Here is a 14,297-nt window from a genome sequence, read left to right as displayed (position 1 = left end):
TGGCGTGGCTGGAGGCCGTCTCCTATGCAGACAGGCAGAGCACGGAGGGACCGTCGCGCAGCAGCTCCGTCATCGGCAACAGCCCGTCTGCGCCCGCGCGCACGCGGCGTCCTGTCAGTGCGTCATGCAGTGACAGGCCGGGAAAGCCGGCGGGGAGGCGCAGCGCCGTGTCAGCCCAGAACGCACGCGCCCCGGTCGCATCGCCACGCGCGTACCCGGCCAACTGCAGCGCGCACGTCCGCGCCCCGACGATGAGGGCGGTCTGGCCGTCGTGTTGCCGAATATAAGCCAGTACATGTTCCGCCCGGGCACCCACGGCCGAGACGGAATGAAAGCCGCCGCGCGCGAAGGGCTCCGGGGCGCGCTGGCGGGCCATCAACAGCCGGTGGATCAGCGCCTGTTTGACCGCGCCGGTGCGCCAGGCGGATTCCGACAGGTCCACCGCCACATCGCGCGATCCGTCGGCCAGTAGCTTGGCGCGCAGGGCGTAGTCGACCGGCCGGCGATTGTCGGGATCGACCAAACTGAAATCCCACAGATCGGTTCCCTGATACAGATCCGGGACGCCGGGCAACGTATTGCGCAGCAGCGTCTGCGTGAAGCTGTTGATCATGCCGGCGGGGGCGATCTCCAGCGCGAAGGCGGCAATGCTGGCCAGCACGCGGCGGCCTTCGGGATCCCCGCCCAGCCATGCCAGGCAATCCTTCGCGGCGGCTTCGTACGTGGGATCCTGATCGGTCCAGCTCGTGTGCAGCTTGGCCTCGCGCAGGGCCTTTTCCTGCCATTGCCCGATCCGGTCCAGCCACTGCTGCAGGGCGTCGGGCGTCCAATCGGAGGGGGCCGCGCGCCATTCGGAGGGCCAGGCGCCGATCAGCGTCTGGATGAGCATGTAGCGGTCTGCGCGGGTGATGCCGTCGGGCAATGCGTCGATCCAGCCGCGCGCGGCTTCCTGCCAGCGTTCGGGCATTTCGGTCAGGACGGCAAGCCGCATCCGCGTGTCCTCGCCGCGCTTGTGGTCGTGCGTGGCGGTGGCCAGCATGGCGCGGGGATGGGTCTGCGCGCGGGTGGCGCAGGTGGCGAAGAAATCCTCGGCGGACAGGCTGAAGCACGCCGGCGAGGCGCCGACCTCGTTGCGCGACAGCAGCGGGCCGTATCGGTAGAAGAGGGTGTCTTCCAGCGCCTTGGCGGCCAGCGGCGGCGTCAACTGCTGGAAGCGGCGCAGGGCGGTGGGATGGTCCGCTTCGCCATTCAACCACTGCGCGATCTGCGCCAGGAGCGTCGCGTCGGCGGAGCCTTCGCGGGCCGCCAGCGCCGTCGCCGCGCCCTGGATTGCGACGTCCCGGTGCTGCGCGTCGGCCGGATTGCGGCCCTCGTCCTCCGCATACGTGCGGTAGACGGGGAAGGCAGCCAGCAGGGCGCTCAACGCGCGGTCAATCGCCGTGGCGGTCCAGTCGCGCGTGCGCAGGTCGCGGGCGGCGATCTGTTCCAGGCAGCGCACCAGCGCCTGCCGTTCCGCCGGGAAATGGCGGGCGAGCATGCGCACGCGCGCCGCGCGCAACTGCTCGGCGGCGTCGCGGTCGTCGCCCGTCAGCGTATGCCAGAACGCCCGCAGCGGCGCCTCGGCCCGCGGGTCGTGCAGCACCGCGCTCACCTGATCCATGAAGTCGTAGCCGGTGGTGCCGTCCGTCAGCCACCGCGGATCCAGCGCCTCGTCGTGCGCCAGGATCTTTTCGATCACGAGGTAGGGCTGGTCCTGGCGCACCGCTGCGGGGCGGCTCGCGTTGGCTTGTTCAAGCCGCGCCGACAGCCGGCGCAGATAGCCGCCCGGCGACGCCAGGCCGTCGATATGGTCAATGCGCAGGCCGTCGAGCACGCCTTGCGCGTACAGCCGCAGAACCAGTGCGTGCACGGCATCGAACACGGCCTCGTCCTCGACGCGCACGCCCACCAGTTCGCTGATCTCAAAGAAGCGCCGCCAGTTGATCTGGTCCGGCGCCGTGCGCCACCATGCAAGCCGGTAGTGCTGGCGTTCCAGCAATTCATGGAGGCGCTGCCGTCCGCCCGGTTGTGCGGCGTCGTGTTCGCGCAGCCAGGCCTGGCGCTCGGCGCCGCGCGGCACGGACGACGGCGTCAGCGGATAGCGCTGGCCGTGAACGTCCAGCTCCGGAGCGGCCGCATCGGCATCCCATTGCGGCGTGATAGCGCCGTGTTCCAGTGCCGCGCCGTACGGGTCGCCCAGCACGGGCAGCAGCACCTTGTTGCGCAGCGCTGGCGCGGGCGGGTTCCATTCGATGTCGAAGTAGCCTGAAAACGCGCTGGCCGGTCCGTTGGCCAGCACATCGCGCCACCACGCGTTCGCGGGATTGGCGGCCATGTGGTTGGGTACGATGTCCGCGATCAGGCCCAGGCCGCGAGCCCGCGCGGCGCTGGCCAGGCGAAGCAGGGCGGGCTCGCCGCCCAGTTCCGGACTGACGATGGCGTGGTCGATGACGTCGTAGCCGTGGGTGGAGCCCTCCCGCGCGCGCGTGATCGGCGACAGATACAGATGGCTGACACCCAGGTCTGCGTAGTAATCCACCTGTGCGCACGCGTCGTCGAGCGTGAAGCCTGCATGCAGCTGCAGGCGGGCGGTGGCTTGCGGCGTGCTCAAGATTGTCTCCTTCCGGCGCGCGCGGCATCCAGGCGGGCTTGCGCGGCGGGGTCTGCAAAGGTCGCGCGGATGCTCAAGGGCAAGCGCTGGCGCCAGTTGGGATGGGTATCGATGGTGCCGGGCAGGTTCGGCTGATCCAGCACGCCGGCGATGTCTTCCATCGGCACCAGCAGCAGCGGGCAGGGACTGGACGACACGAAGCGCAATAGCGCGGGGGCGGGGGCATCAACGGGCGGCGGGTCCGCATCGAGGTCCAGGGCGCGGGAAAGCGCTTCGCGGTCCTGCGCGCGGGCGGCGCGCAGGCTTGCCTCGTCGTCGTCGTGGCCCAACAGGTTCAGTTTGACGCGCCAGTCGATGTCGCGCTCTTCCCACCAACCGCGCAGGGTCGGCAGATCGTGGGTGGTGGTCATTGCGGCGGCGTTCTCGGGCCAATCGGCGGGCGGCGTGAAGCCGGCCGGCGCGTCAGGGCCAGGCGCCTCCGTGATCACGGCATCTGGACTTGCGGCATCCGCATCCGTCCTATCCGTGCCGGGCTGCGCGTCCGGCGCCTGGCGCATGAACCACAGCACGTTCATGCCAAGCACGCCGTTGTCCTTCAACCGGTCGTCAAACCCTTCGGGCACCGTGCCCAGGTTTTCGCCGATGGCGCAGGCCCGGTGGCGCCACGCCTCCAGCGCGATCAACGCCAGTATCTCGTCCAGCGGATAGCGCAGATAGGCGCCGTCGGCGGGCGAGCCGCCTTCCGGCACCAACCACAGTCGCGCCATGCCCAGGATGTGATCGATGCGCACGCCGCCGGTGTGCGCCAGCACCGCGCGCAGCATCTCGATGAACGCGGCGTAGCCGTTGTTGTGCAGCGCGCGCGGGGAAAACGCGGTGAGGCCCCAGCCTTGTCCGAGCGGGTTGTAGATGTCGGGCGGCGCGCCCACCGACATGCCGCGCATCAGGTCGGCCTGCCGGCTCCACGCGTGGCTGCCGTCCGGACTGGCGCCCACTGCCAGGTCGGCAAGCAGGCCGAGGCGCATGCCGGCCTCGCGACCGGCCGTGTGCGCAGCGGCCAGGTTTTCGGCTGCGAGCCACTGCGCGAACTGATGAAAGTCCACCTCAAGCGGATGGTCCTGCGCAAAGCGTCTGACCTGGGAGGATGCCGGATCGCGCAGGGCGGCCGGCCATTTCTGCCACGGCGGGATCGTGCCGTCCGGCGCGCGCTGGGCGGCATGCAGCGCCTCGAAGATCGCATGATCGCGCAGCGCCTGGCCGCGATCTTCGCAGAACTGCCCATAGCGCGCCCGCTGGCTGACGGCGCCGCTGCGGGAAAATTCCGCATGCAGGGCGCGCAGCACCCGCAACCGGATCGCCGCGGCGGCCGGCCAGTCGATGAGATCCAGCCCGTCCAGCGCGCTGAGTTCGGCGAGCTCGACACCGGACAACGCGCGCACCATGGCTTCCTGGCCAAGCACAGATGCGGGCGCCGCATACAACACGTTCAGAAAGAGCCGGTTGGAGGGCGAGTAGGGGCTGGAGCGCTCGGGCTGTGCGGTGTACATCGCGTGGACGGGGCTGATGGCCAGCATGTCCGCGCCTTGTTCCGCAGCGGCGACCGCCAGTTCGCGCAGCGCGCCGAAATCGCCGAAACCGTGTGTGCGCGGCACGGTAGCGCGCGCATCCTGGCGCAGGCTGTAGACCTGCGCGGCCAGGCCCCAACAGCGGGGGCTGGCCGCGCCGGTCAGATCGGCCAGACTGGGGGCCTTCTGCGGCGCGACGGCCAGGGTGGCCTCCGCAGACGTCAACAGCAAGCGGTGATAGCCGGGCTCGTCAGGCGCGACCATGAAGGGCACGCGGTCGGCGCCGGCCTGGATGTGGCCATCGAGGATGCGGCCCGACTCGCACAGAATCCGATACGGCCCGCGCGCGGACTGGGGCAAAACGGTGCGCGCGTTGCAGCGCGTCACCAGCATGGGGGGCAGCGCGTCCGCAGCCTGTTCCGCCAGCCGGCGGCGGCTGTCCTCGATATCCCCCGCCGTGCCGGCCGGCAGGTCCATGGCGGCCAGCAGCGCGCGCAACGTGTCGGGCGACACCTGTTGCGGGCGCTGGCGCGCGTCGGTCCAGTGTTCCGCGATGCCGGCGTCAAGGGCCAATGCGGATAAGCCGTCCGGCTCGGCCTTGGCGCGCTTCATGCCGGTTCCTCCAGCAGCCAGACGGTGCAATCCGGGCACAGCTCGCCTTGCGCGAGGCGGTCGCGTCCGCCGGCGGGCGATTCGAAGAGCAAGGTTGTGAACACGTCCGGTCCGGGCATCAGGGATTCCGGCACCGTCTGGGGATTGGGGCCCAGGTTCGTGTAGACGGTCAGCCGGGCGCCATCGGCCAGTTCCCAGCGTGCGAACACGCTGCGTTCGCCGACCGCCGCGGCGCCCAGGCTGACGGCGCCCGCCAGACGCGGCGCAATGGAGCGTGCCCGCAACTGCAGCAGCGCGGAATAGTCGCGCATCCACTCTGCCGAATCCGGGGCGTCCTGCCAGGGCGAACTGGCGTGGTAGGTGGATTCGTCGTTCGGATCGGCCAACTGCGCGGTGGGCGAGTCGCCTGCAAATTCCGGAAACGCCGCGAACTCGCGTTGGCGGCCGTCGCGCACGGCCTGCGCCAGTTCGGGATCGGTGTGGCTCGTGAAGTACAGGAACGGGGCGCGCGATCCGCGTTCCTCGCCCATGAAGATCAAGGGAATCTGCGGCGCCAGCAATTGCAGCGTCACGGCCGCGCGCAGACGCTGGGTATTGTCGACCAGCGCAGTCAACCGTTCGCCGCGCGCGCGGTTGCCGGTCTGGTCATGGTTCTGCAGGAACAGCACGAAGGCGGTCGGCGGCAGGTCCGCGCTGCGCTCGCCCCGCGGCTGGCCACCGCGATAGGGCGAGGGCTGTCCTTGATACACCCAGCCTTCGGCCAGGCAGCGCGCCAGCGCCTCTGCGGGCGCCTCGGCATAGTCGGCGTAATAGCCGCGCGATTCGCCGGTCAGCAGATGATGCAGGACGTGGTGCGCATCGTCGTTCCATTGCGCCTCGAAGTCGCCGCGCAGCAGGCTGGCGCGGTTGTCGTCGTTTTCCAGAACCAGATGCACGTTGCGTTCGGCCGAGATCCCGTCGCGCACGAAGCGGGCCATTTCGTGCAGCCACTCGTGGCCGGTGATGGCGTGGACCGCGTCCAGACGCAGTCCGTCGAAGCGGTATTCGGTCAGCCAGTACAGCGCGTTTTCCTTGAAATACGTGCTGACGGCTTCCTGGCGGAAGTCGATGGCGGCGCCCCACGGCGTGTCGATGTCGGTACGGAAAAAGGGCGCGGCGTAGCCGGACAGATAATTGCCGTCGGGGCCGAAGTGGTTGTAGACCACGTCCAGCATCACGCCCATGCCGTGGCCATGCGCGGCGTCAATCAGCTGCTTCAGGTCGTCCGGCGAGCCGTACGCGGTGTCGGGCGCATATGGCAGCACGCCGTCGTAGCCCCAGTTCCGTTCACCCGGAAAATCGGCGATGGGCATGAGTTCCAGCATCGTGATACCCATGTCCGCCAGTTCCGGCAACCGGGCAATCAGGCCCGAGTAGCCGCCGGCCAGACCCGCGTGGACCTCGTAGATGACCGTTTCTTCCCACGGGCGGCCGGTCCATTCCGGGTGGCGCCAGCGGTACGCGCCCGGCTGCACGACGATGCTGTCGCCATGCACGTCGCCGTCCTGCAGGCGCGAGGCGGGATCGGGCATGACGGTGTTCTCGTCCAGCCGATAGTGGTAGCGCGTCCCGGGCGCGCAGTCCACGTCGGCCTGTGCGTAGCCGTCGGGGCCGGGGCGCATCGGAATGGGCGGGTGGCCCTCGACCTCGAGCGCGAGTCCGGGCGGCGCGCTGGGCGCCCACAGCCGAAAGCGTGTGACGCCGCTTTCCAGCGGAATCGCGCCATAGGAGTACGAATGCGTCATGACGCGTCTCCGGGGTCCGCGCGCTGGGCCAGCAGGACGAGGCTATGCGGGGCCACTGTCACGGACGGCTCGTCCCACGGCGCGGGAGCGGCGGGCTTGTCGGAATCCAGCTCCAGCGACCAGGCGATCGTGGGCTCCGGCAGCGTGAAGGTGACCTCTTCATGGGTGGGGTTCATCAGCAACAGCGTCACATCGGCGCCGCCCTCGGGGCGCTGCGCGGCGCGGCGCAAGCCCATCACGCGTTCCTGCTCCGCTTCCCACGCCGGACCGTCCAGCTGCGCACCGGAAGCGTCGAACCAGGAAATCGCGGGGATGCCCGGCAGGATCTCCTGGCCGGCATCGCCGTAGCGGGCGCTGCGCACGCTGGGATGCGCGCGGCGCAACGCGGTCAGGCGGCCGACGTAGCGGCTGAGCGCGCGGCCGGCGTCGCTTTGCGCCTGCGTCCAGTCCAGCCACGAAATGGCGTTGTCCTGGCAGTAGGCGTTGTTGTTGCCGTCCTGGCTGTTGCCGAATTCGTCGCCCGCCAGCAGCATCGGCGTGCCGTCGGACAGCATGGCCGACCCCAGCAGCGCGCGTTGCACGCGGCCACGCGTCTCCAGGATCTGCGGATCGTCGGTCGGACCTTCGGCGCCCCAGTTGTGGCTGAAGTTCTCGGAATGGCCGTCGTTGCCATCTTCGCCGTTGGCTTCGTTGTGGCGACCGTCGTAGCTGACGATGTCGGCCAGCGTGAAGCCGTCGTGCGAGGCCACGTAGTTGATGGTCGACCAGGGGCGGCGATGGCGGCGGTCGAAGATGTCGCGCGACCCGCAAAGCCGGGCCGCCATGTCGCCGCGCACGCCCTCGTCACCGCGCCAGAAGCGGCGGGTGGTATCGCGGAACTTATCGTTCCACTCCGCGAACCCGGGCGGATGGTTGCCCAGCTGGTAGCCATCCGGGCCGATGTCCCACGGCTCGGAAATGAGCTTGAGCTTGGACAGGACCGGGTCCTGCAGGATGACGTCAAAGAACCCCGAGCCGGGATCGTAGCCGTTGCCTTCGCGCCCCAGCGTCACGCCCAGGTCGAAGCGGAAACCGTCAATGCCATACGAAGTGGCCCAGTAGCGCAGGGAATCCGTCACCATCTGCAGCACGCGCGGATGCGACATGTTGACCGTGTTGCCGCAGCCGGTGTCGTTGATGTAGTACCGCTCTTCGCCCGGCATCAGGCGGTAATAGCTGGCGTTGTCCAGGCCGCGCCAGGACAGCGTCGGCCCCATCTCGTTGCCTTCGCAGGTGTGGTTGTAGACCACGTCCAGGATGACCTCGATGCCCGCGGCGTGCAGGCGCCGGATGGCGAGCCGCAGCTCGTTGGGGTGCTGCATCAGGTAGCCGGGCTCGGGCGCGAAGTAGGACAGGGTGCTGTAGCCCCAGTAATTGCGCAGGCCGCGTTCGGTCAGGAAGTGATCCTGCAGGAAGGCGTACACCGGCAGCAATTCCACCGCCGTCACGCCGAGCCGGTGCAGATGTTCAATGAAATGCGGATCGGCCAGGGCGGCGCAGGTGCCGCGCAGCGGCTGGCGCAGGTCTTCGCGTTGCATCGAGGCGCCGCGCACGTGGACCTCGTAGATCGTGGTGTCGTTCCACGAGGTGCACGGCGCCTTGCTGTTGCCCCAGTTGAACGGAACTTCATCGGCCACGATGGCCTTGGGCATGGCGGGCGCGCTGTCGCGGCGGTCCAGGCTCAGGTCCAGCCGCGAGTGGTTCATGCGGTAGCCAAAGAGCGCGGGACTCCAGTGCAGCGGCCCGCTCAACTGGCGCGCATACGGGTCCAGCAGCAGCTTGTGGGGATTGAAGCGGTGCCCGTTCTGCGGATCGTACGGACCGTGCGCCCGGTAGCCATACAGCATGCCGGGCTGCGCGTCCGGCAGATAGCCATGCCAGATTTCGTCCGTGCACTCGGGCAGGTCGAAGCGCCGTAATTCCTTGCGGCCCTTGGGGTCGAAGATGCACAGCTCGATGCGGGTGGCGTGCGCCGAGAACACGGCGAAGTTCACGCCGAGCCCGTCGCTGGTGGCGCCCAGCGGTGTCGGCTGGCCGCCGGTGATACGGGTCAGTTGGGACGGATCCATGGAGTCAGCCTTCGTGCATCAGGAAGAGGGTCGAGAGAGGCGGCAGGGTGAGCGACAGGGCCTGCGGCTGCCCATGGGCAGCCATGTCGCCGGTGTGAGCCCCGCCCTGGTTGCCCTGGCCGGACCCGCCGTAATGGGATGCGTCGGTGTTCAGCCGTTCGGCCCAGCGGCCGGCGCGCGGAACGCCAATGCGGTAATTGTGCCGGGTGACCGGCGTGAAGTTCGACACCACCAGCACCTGTTGCTGGCCGTCGGTGCGCAGGAACGCGACGACGCTGTTGTCCTGGTCGTCCAGGATCGTCCACGCAAATCCCGACGGGTCCGAATCCCGCGCGTGCAGCGCCGGCAGGTCGCGATACAGCCGGTTCAGGTCGGCCACCAGGCGCTGGATGCCAAGGTGGCCGGCGTGGTCCAGCAGGTTCCAGTTCAGCGTGGCGTCGTGGTTCCATTCGGTGGGCTGGGCCAATTCGCCGCCCATGAACAGCAGCTTCTTGCCGGGGTGCGCCCACATGAAGCCGTAGTATGCGCGCAGATTGGCCTGGCGGGTCTGCGTGTCGCCCGGCATCTTGCCCAGCAGCGAGCCCTTGCCATGCACCACTTCGTCGTGCGACAGCGGCAGGATGAAGCGCTCGCTGAAGGCGTACACCATGCCGAAGGTGATGTCGTGATGGTGGTAGCGGCGATGGATGGGATCCTGCGACAGATAGCGCAGCGTGTCGTGCATCCAGCCCATGTTCCATTTGTAGTGAAACCCCAGGCCGCCTTCGGACACGGGCGCCGTCACGCCGGGCCAGGCGGTCGACTCCTCGGCCACCATGATCGCGTCCGGCACCTCGGCGCGCACCGTATCGTTCAACTCCTGCAGGAATTGGACGGCCTCAAGATTCTCGCGGCCGCCGTAGCGGTTGGGAATCCATTCGCCGGGCTGGCGGCTGTAGTCGCGGTAGAGCATCGACGCCACGGCGTCCACGCGCAGCCCGTCGATGTGAAAGCGCCGCAGCCAATGCATGGCGCTGGCGATCATGAAGGCCTTCACCTCGTTGCGGCCCAGGTTGTAGACCATGGTGTGCCAGTCGGGGTGATAGCCTTCGCGCGGATCCTCGTATTCATAGAGCGAGGTGCCGTCGAAGGCGGCCAGCCCGTGCGCATCGTCGGGAAAGTGCGCGGGCACCCAATCCAGGATGACGCCGATGCCCGCCGCGTGGCAGCGGTCGATGAAGCGCGCAAAGGCCTCGGGCGGGCCGTAGCGCGCGGTCGGCGCGAACATGCCCAGCGGCTGATAGCCCCACGAGCCGCCGAACGGATGCTCCATGATCGGCATCAGCTCCAGATGCGTGAATCCCATGGCGCGGGCATAGCCGGGCAGCTTGTCGGCCATCTGGTCCCAGCCGCAGACACCCGAATCGCAGCCTGCCCAGGACCCGGCGTGGACCTCGTAGATCGACACGGGCGCGTCGGGCGACTGTCGCGCGCCACGGGCCTGCATCCACGCGTCGTCGCTCCACGAGTAGGGCGCGGGATCGTCCACGATCGAGGCCGTGGCCGGCGCCATCTCGCTGCGCCGCGCCATCGGATCGGCCTTCATGAACTGATTGCCGTGGCGGTCGGTAATGGCGAACTTGTAGCGTTCGCCGGGGCGCACGCCCGGGATGAAGATCTCCCAGACGCCGGCCGCATGGCGCAGCCGCATGCCGTGCCGGCGCGCGTCCCAGCCGTTGAAGTCGCCCGCCACCGCCACCCGCCGGGCGTTGGGCGCCCAGACCGCGCAACGCAAGCCGCTGACGCCGTCGACCTCCACCAGATGCGCGCCGAGCGCCTCGCCGGCCTCGCGCCAGGCGCCTTGCGCCAGCCGTTGCAGCGTGTCGTCGTCGAGCAGCGCGCCGAAGGCATATGGGTCGGCGGTGATCTGCTCGGCCGCCGGCCATTGGATCGCCAGGCGGTACGAAGCGCCATCACCGGCCTGCGCGTAGGGCGTGCGGCCAATGAACAGGCCCTGCGCCTGTTCCGTCAGCGACGTGCGTTCGCCGTCCGGATCCATGACCGCCACCGCGGACGCGCCAGGCACGAAGACGCGCAGCCAGCCATTGTGAGGGCCCAGCACGCCGAACGGATTGTCATGCAGCCCGTGAGCCAGCGCGGTCAGTTCCTGCGGATCGATAAGGCCCTCCGCCACGTCGGCGGAGGGGGAGGAGGCGTGGGCTCCGCTCATGGCGTTTTTCCTTCGGCATCGATGGCGGCGGAAAGCAGGACGCTGCGCGCCAGTTCCGTCAGGGCGCACAGCGGAATCGAGATCCAGTCCGGACGGTGGGCGGCTTCGTAGCTGACTTCATACGCGGCCTTTTCAAGCTGCGCCAGCGTCAGCAGCGTGTTCTCGCGGCCCGCGCCGTCGGCGAGGTCGCCGCCGCGCGCACCCCGGTAACCCTGCAGGAAGGCGTCGCACGCCTGCTGCCGGAACCGCGACAAGAGCGCGTCGCGCTGTTCGGCCGGCGCGACCGTCGGCGCCGGCACCTCGTCCGCGCCCGCGTTGGCGTCCAGATGCGCGCCGCCGATCAGATCGGTGCGGGCGATGGATGCCGCCGCATAGTCGAACGAGCGCAACATGCCGGCCACGTCCTTGTAGGGCGACGCCAGCGCGCGCCGCGCCTCCAGGCTGCTGATCGGTTCGCCCTCGAAGTCGATGAGGTAGGCGTCGGTCTGCGCGACCAGCACCTGGCCCAGGTGGAAGTCGCCGTGGATGCGCAACCAGGGCGACCCGGCTTCGGCCTGCGCCATGGCGGACACCCGCTCGGCCAGGCGCGCATGATGCTCGAAGAACCATTCGGCGCAGGCGCGCGACGGCTCTTCCAGCTTGTCCAGCGCGGCCCGCAGGTTCTTCTCGGCGCGGTCCAGCAGCGCGCGCACCTGTTCGGCACGCGCGTCGGCGTCGGCCTCGCTGGCCGGGCGCGACTGGAAACCGGCGTCATCGGTTGGAGCCGCCAGCACCGTGTGCATCTGGCCCAGCCGCTCGCCGATGGTCACGGCCATCGCGGCATAACCCTGCAGCGTTTCCTCGTATTCCTCGGGCGAAGTTCCCACCAGCAGTGCGTTGGACAGCGTGCGCTTCAGGAAGTCCAGCGTCCAGCTCCAGGCGTCGCCTTCGTTCGGCACGTAGCCGTGCGCCACCGCCAGCGTATGCAGGACGCCGTCGGCGTCCACGCGCTGCACTTCGCCCAGCAGGGGCGGAATGTTGCCGTAGCCCGCACGGGTCAGGTAGCGCGTCATTTCCGATTCCGGCGACAGGCCCGGTTGCACGCTGCGGATGATCTTCAGGATGACTTGGTTGCCGACGATGACCGAGCTGTTGGACTGCTCGCCCGACAGCCAATGCATGTCCACGTCTCCATCGAAGTCCATGTCCTTCAGGCCGGCCTCCGGCAGGAAGCGGATCACGCCGGGCTTGTCGCCGGGCTTGCCGCCGGTGCGTCCGTCCAGCTCCGCACCGGCCTGCATGGCCTTGAGCGTGCTGCGCACGAACCCCGGCTGCAGGAAGGCGTCGGCGAGCACGCCGACCTCCGCGCCGCGGCGCACGCGGGCAATGGCGTACTGGATGACGGCGGTTTCGTCCCAGACCAGGACGAAGGGCGCCTGCGCCCGGATGCCCTTGGCGCCATCTTCCGGCTCGATCTCGGCCCAGTAGTATTCGCCGTCCGCCGACGCGAACGGCGTGGCGTAGGCCAGCCGCGCGCGCGAGGGCGGCTCCGAACCCGGATACCAGCGCTGCCGCGCCAGATACTGCGGCAGGATTTCGCGTTCGAGCGTGGCGCGCGAAGCGTCCGTCAACGCCGCGCCGCCGCGTGTCTTGAGCACCAGCGTGATCAGTTCAGGCATCTGCTCGGGCGCCGTCGCGTGCCATCCGGGCGGCGCGGCGTCCTGGCTCAGGTCCATCCAGTAAAAGCCGTAGGGCGGCAGCGTCAGCAGGTAGGGCAGTTCGCCGATGGCGGGGAAGGGCGTCCCGCCCAGCATTTCGACCGGCACCCGGCCATTGAACTCCTGCATATGCAGTTCGACCGGCTGCGCCGCGTTCGACAGGTTGGCGACGCACAGGATCGTGGTGTCTTCCCATTGCCGCAGGTAGGCCAGGATCTTGCGGTTGCCGGCAAAGATGAAACGCAGCGTGCCGCGCCCGAAGGCGTGGCTTTGGCCGCGTTGCGCCAACAGGCGGCGCGTCCAGTTCAACAGTGAATGCGGATCGCGCTGCTGCGCCTCGACGTTGACGGCCTCGTAGCCGTACAAGGGGCCCATCAGCACCGGCAGCGGCAGGCGCTCCGGGTCGGCGCGCGAGAAACCGCCATTGCGGTCCGGCGACCATTGCATCGGCGTGCGTACGCCGTCCCGGTCGCCCAGATGCACGTTGTCGCCCATGCCCAGCTCGTCGCCGTAATACAGCACGGGCGTGCCGGGCATCGACAGCAGCAGGCTGTTCATCAGCTCGACGCGGCGGCGGTCACGTTCCAGCAGCGGCGCCAGCCGGCGGCGGATGCCCAGGTTGATGCGGGCGCGCGGCTCGGCGGCGTAGACGTTCCACAGGTAATCGCGCTCGCGGCTCGTCACCATTTCCAGCGTCAGCTCGTCGTGGTTGCGCAGGAAGATGGCCCACTGGCAGGTGGGCGGAATGTCGGGCGTCTGGCGGATGATGTCGGTGATCGGAAAGCGGTCTTCCTGCGCGATGGCCATGTACATCCGCGGCATCAGCGGAAAGTGGAAGGACATGTGGCACTCGTCGCCCGCCCCGAAATACTCCTGTGCGTCCTCGGGCCACTGGTTGGCCTCGGCCAGCAACAGGCGGCCCGGGTACTCGGCTTCGATCACCGCGCGGATCTGCTTGAGCACGTCGTGCGTCTCGGGCAGGTTCTCGTTGTTGGTGCCTTCGCGCTCGACCAGATACGGCACGGCGTCCAGCCGCAGGCCGTCCACGCCCATGTCCAGCCAATAACGCATGACGGACAGCACTTCCTTGAGCACCTGCGGATTGTCGTAGTTCAGGTCGGGCTGATGCGAGTAGAAACGGTGCCAGAAATAGGCGTTGGCCACCGAGTCCCAGGTCCAGTTCGACTTTTCCGTATCGCAGAAGATGATGCGCGTGCCGGCGTAGGCCTTGTCGTTGTCGGACCAGACATAGAAATTGCGCGCCGCCGAGCCGGGCTTGGCCGCGCGCGCGCGTTGAAACCACGGATGCTGGTCGGACGTGTGGTTGACCACCAGCTCGGTGATGATGCGCAGGCCGCGGGCGTGCGCGGCGCGGATCAGCTTGCGCACGTCGGCAATCGTGCCGTAGTCGGTGTGCACGCCGCGGTAGTCGGCGATGTCGTACCCGTCGTCGCGGCGCGGCGACGGATAGAAGGGCAGCAGCCAGATGGTGTTGACGCCCAGGCTGGCGATGTAATCCAGCTTGGAGATCAGGCCTGGCAGGTCGCCGACGCCGTCGCCGTTCGAGTCAAAAAAGGATTTGACGTGCAACTGGTAGATGACGGCGTCCTTGTACCAGAGGGGATCGTCCTGAATGGGTTGGGATTTACTCATCATGGTCTGGGCGCGGGCT

The 14,297-nt window shown here is 68.7% G+C and carries 6 protein-coding genes; all 6 read right to left on the bottom strand.

Annotated features, from left to right (window positions below):
• Positions 1-22: 22 nt before the first annotated feature.
• The 6 genes from treY to treS are packed head-to-tail and all read right to left on the bottom strand — an operon-like array spanning position 23 to position 14,278.
• Positions 23-2,650, bottom strand: a complete 2,628-nt coding sequence (gene treY / locus RT697_RS12375; RefSeq protein WP_313699206.1) for a malto-oligosyltrehalose synthase — start codon at positions 2,648-2,650, stop codon at positions 23-25.
• Complete coding sequence (malQ, locus tag RT697_RS12370; protein WP_313699205.1) at positions 2,647-4,827, bottom strand: 4-alpha-glucanotransferase; 2,181 nt, start codon at positions 4,825-4,827, stop codon at positions 2,647-2,649. Before malQ ends, treY begins: the two co-directional genes overlap by 4 nt.
• The gene (gene treZ / locus RT697_RS12365) at positions 4,824-6,611 is read right to left on the bottom strand and encodes a malto-oligosyltrehalose trehalohydrolase (protein ID WP_313699203.1); all 1,788 of its coding nucleotides are present in this window, start codon (positions 6,609-6,611) and stop codon (positions 4,824-4,826) included. The genes malQ and treZ overlap by 4 nt, the downstream gene beginning before the upstream one ends.
• Positions 6,608-8,719 (bottom strand): glycogen debranching protein GlgX, encoded by a 2,112-nt coding sequence (glgX, locus tag RT697_RS12360; RefSeq protein WP_313699201.1) that lies wholly within the window; start codon positions 8,717-8,719, stop codon positions 6,608-6,610. The genes treZ and glgX overlap by 4 nt, the downstream gene beginning before the upstream one ends.
• Before the next feature lie 4 nt (positions 8,720-8,723).
• Positions 8,724-10,928, bottom strand: a complete 2,205-nt coding sequence (gene glgB, locus RT697_RS12355; protein ID WP_313699199.1) for a 1,4-alpha-glucan branching protein GlgB — start codon at positions 10,926-10,928, stop codon at positions 8,724-8,726.
• Positions 10,925-14,278 carry a maltose alpha-D-glucosyltransferase gene (gene treS, locus RT697_RS12350; RefSeq protein ID WP_409517431.1) on the bottom strand — a complete coding sequence of 1,118 codons (3,354 nt, stop codon included), beginning with the start codon at positions 14,276-14,278 and terminating at the stop codon, positions 10,925-10,927. The genes glgB and treS overlap by 4 nt, the downstream gene beginning before the upstream one ends.
• Positions 14,279-14,297: the final 19 nt, after the last annotated feature.

It is taken from the genome of Achromobacter sp. (genome assembly GCF_032113835.1).
Lineage (GTDB): Bacteria > Pseudomonadota > Gammaproteobacteria > Burkholderiales > Burkholderiaceae_B > Achromobacter.
The sequence above is the reverse complement of the archived record's forward strand: the minus strand, read 5'-3'. Positions and strand labels throughout refer to the sequence as shown.

Coding starts and splice junctions, on each gene's coding strand:
- malQ (WP_313699205.1), bottom strand. CDS start 4,827: ATGAAGCGCGCCAAGGCCGAGCCGGACGGCTTATCCGCATTGGCCCTT.
- treZ (WP_313699203.1), bottom strand. CDS start 6,611: ATGACGCATTCGTACTCCTATGGCGCGATTCCGCTGGAAAGCGGCGTC.
- glgB (WP_313699199.1), bottom strand. CDS start 10,928: ATGAGCGGAGCCCACGCCTCCTCCCCCTCCGCCGACGTGGCGGAGGGC.
- glgX (WP_313699201.1), bottom strand. CDS start 8,719: ATGGATCCGTCCCAACTGACCCGTATCACCGGCGGCCAGCCGACACCG.
- treS (WP_409517431.1), bottom strand. CDS start 14,278: ATGAGTAAATCCCAACCCATTCAGGACGATCCCCTCTGGTACAAGGAC.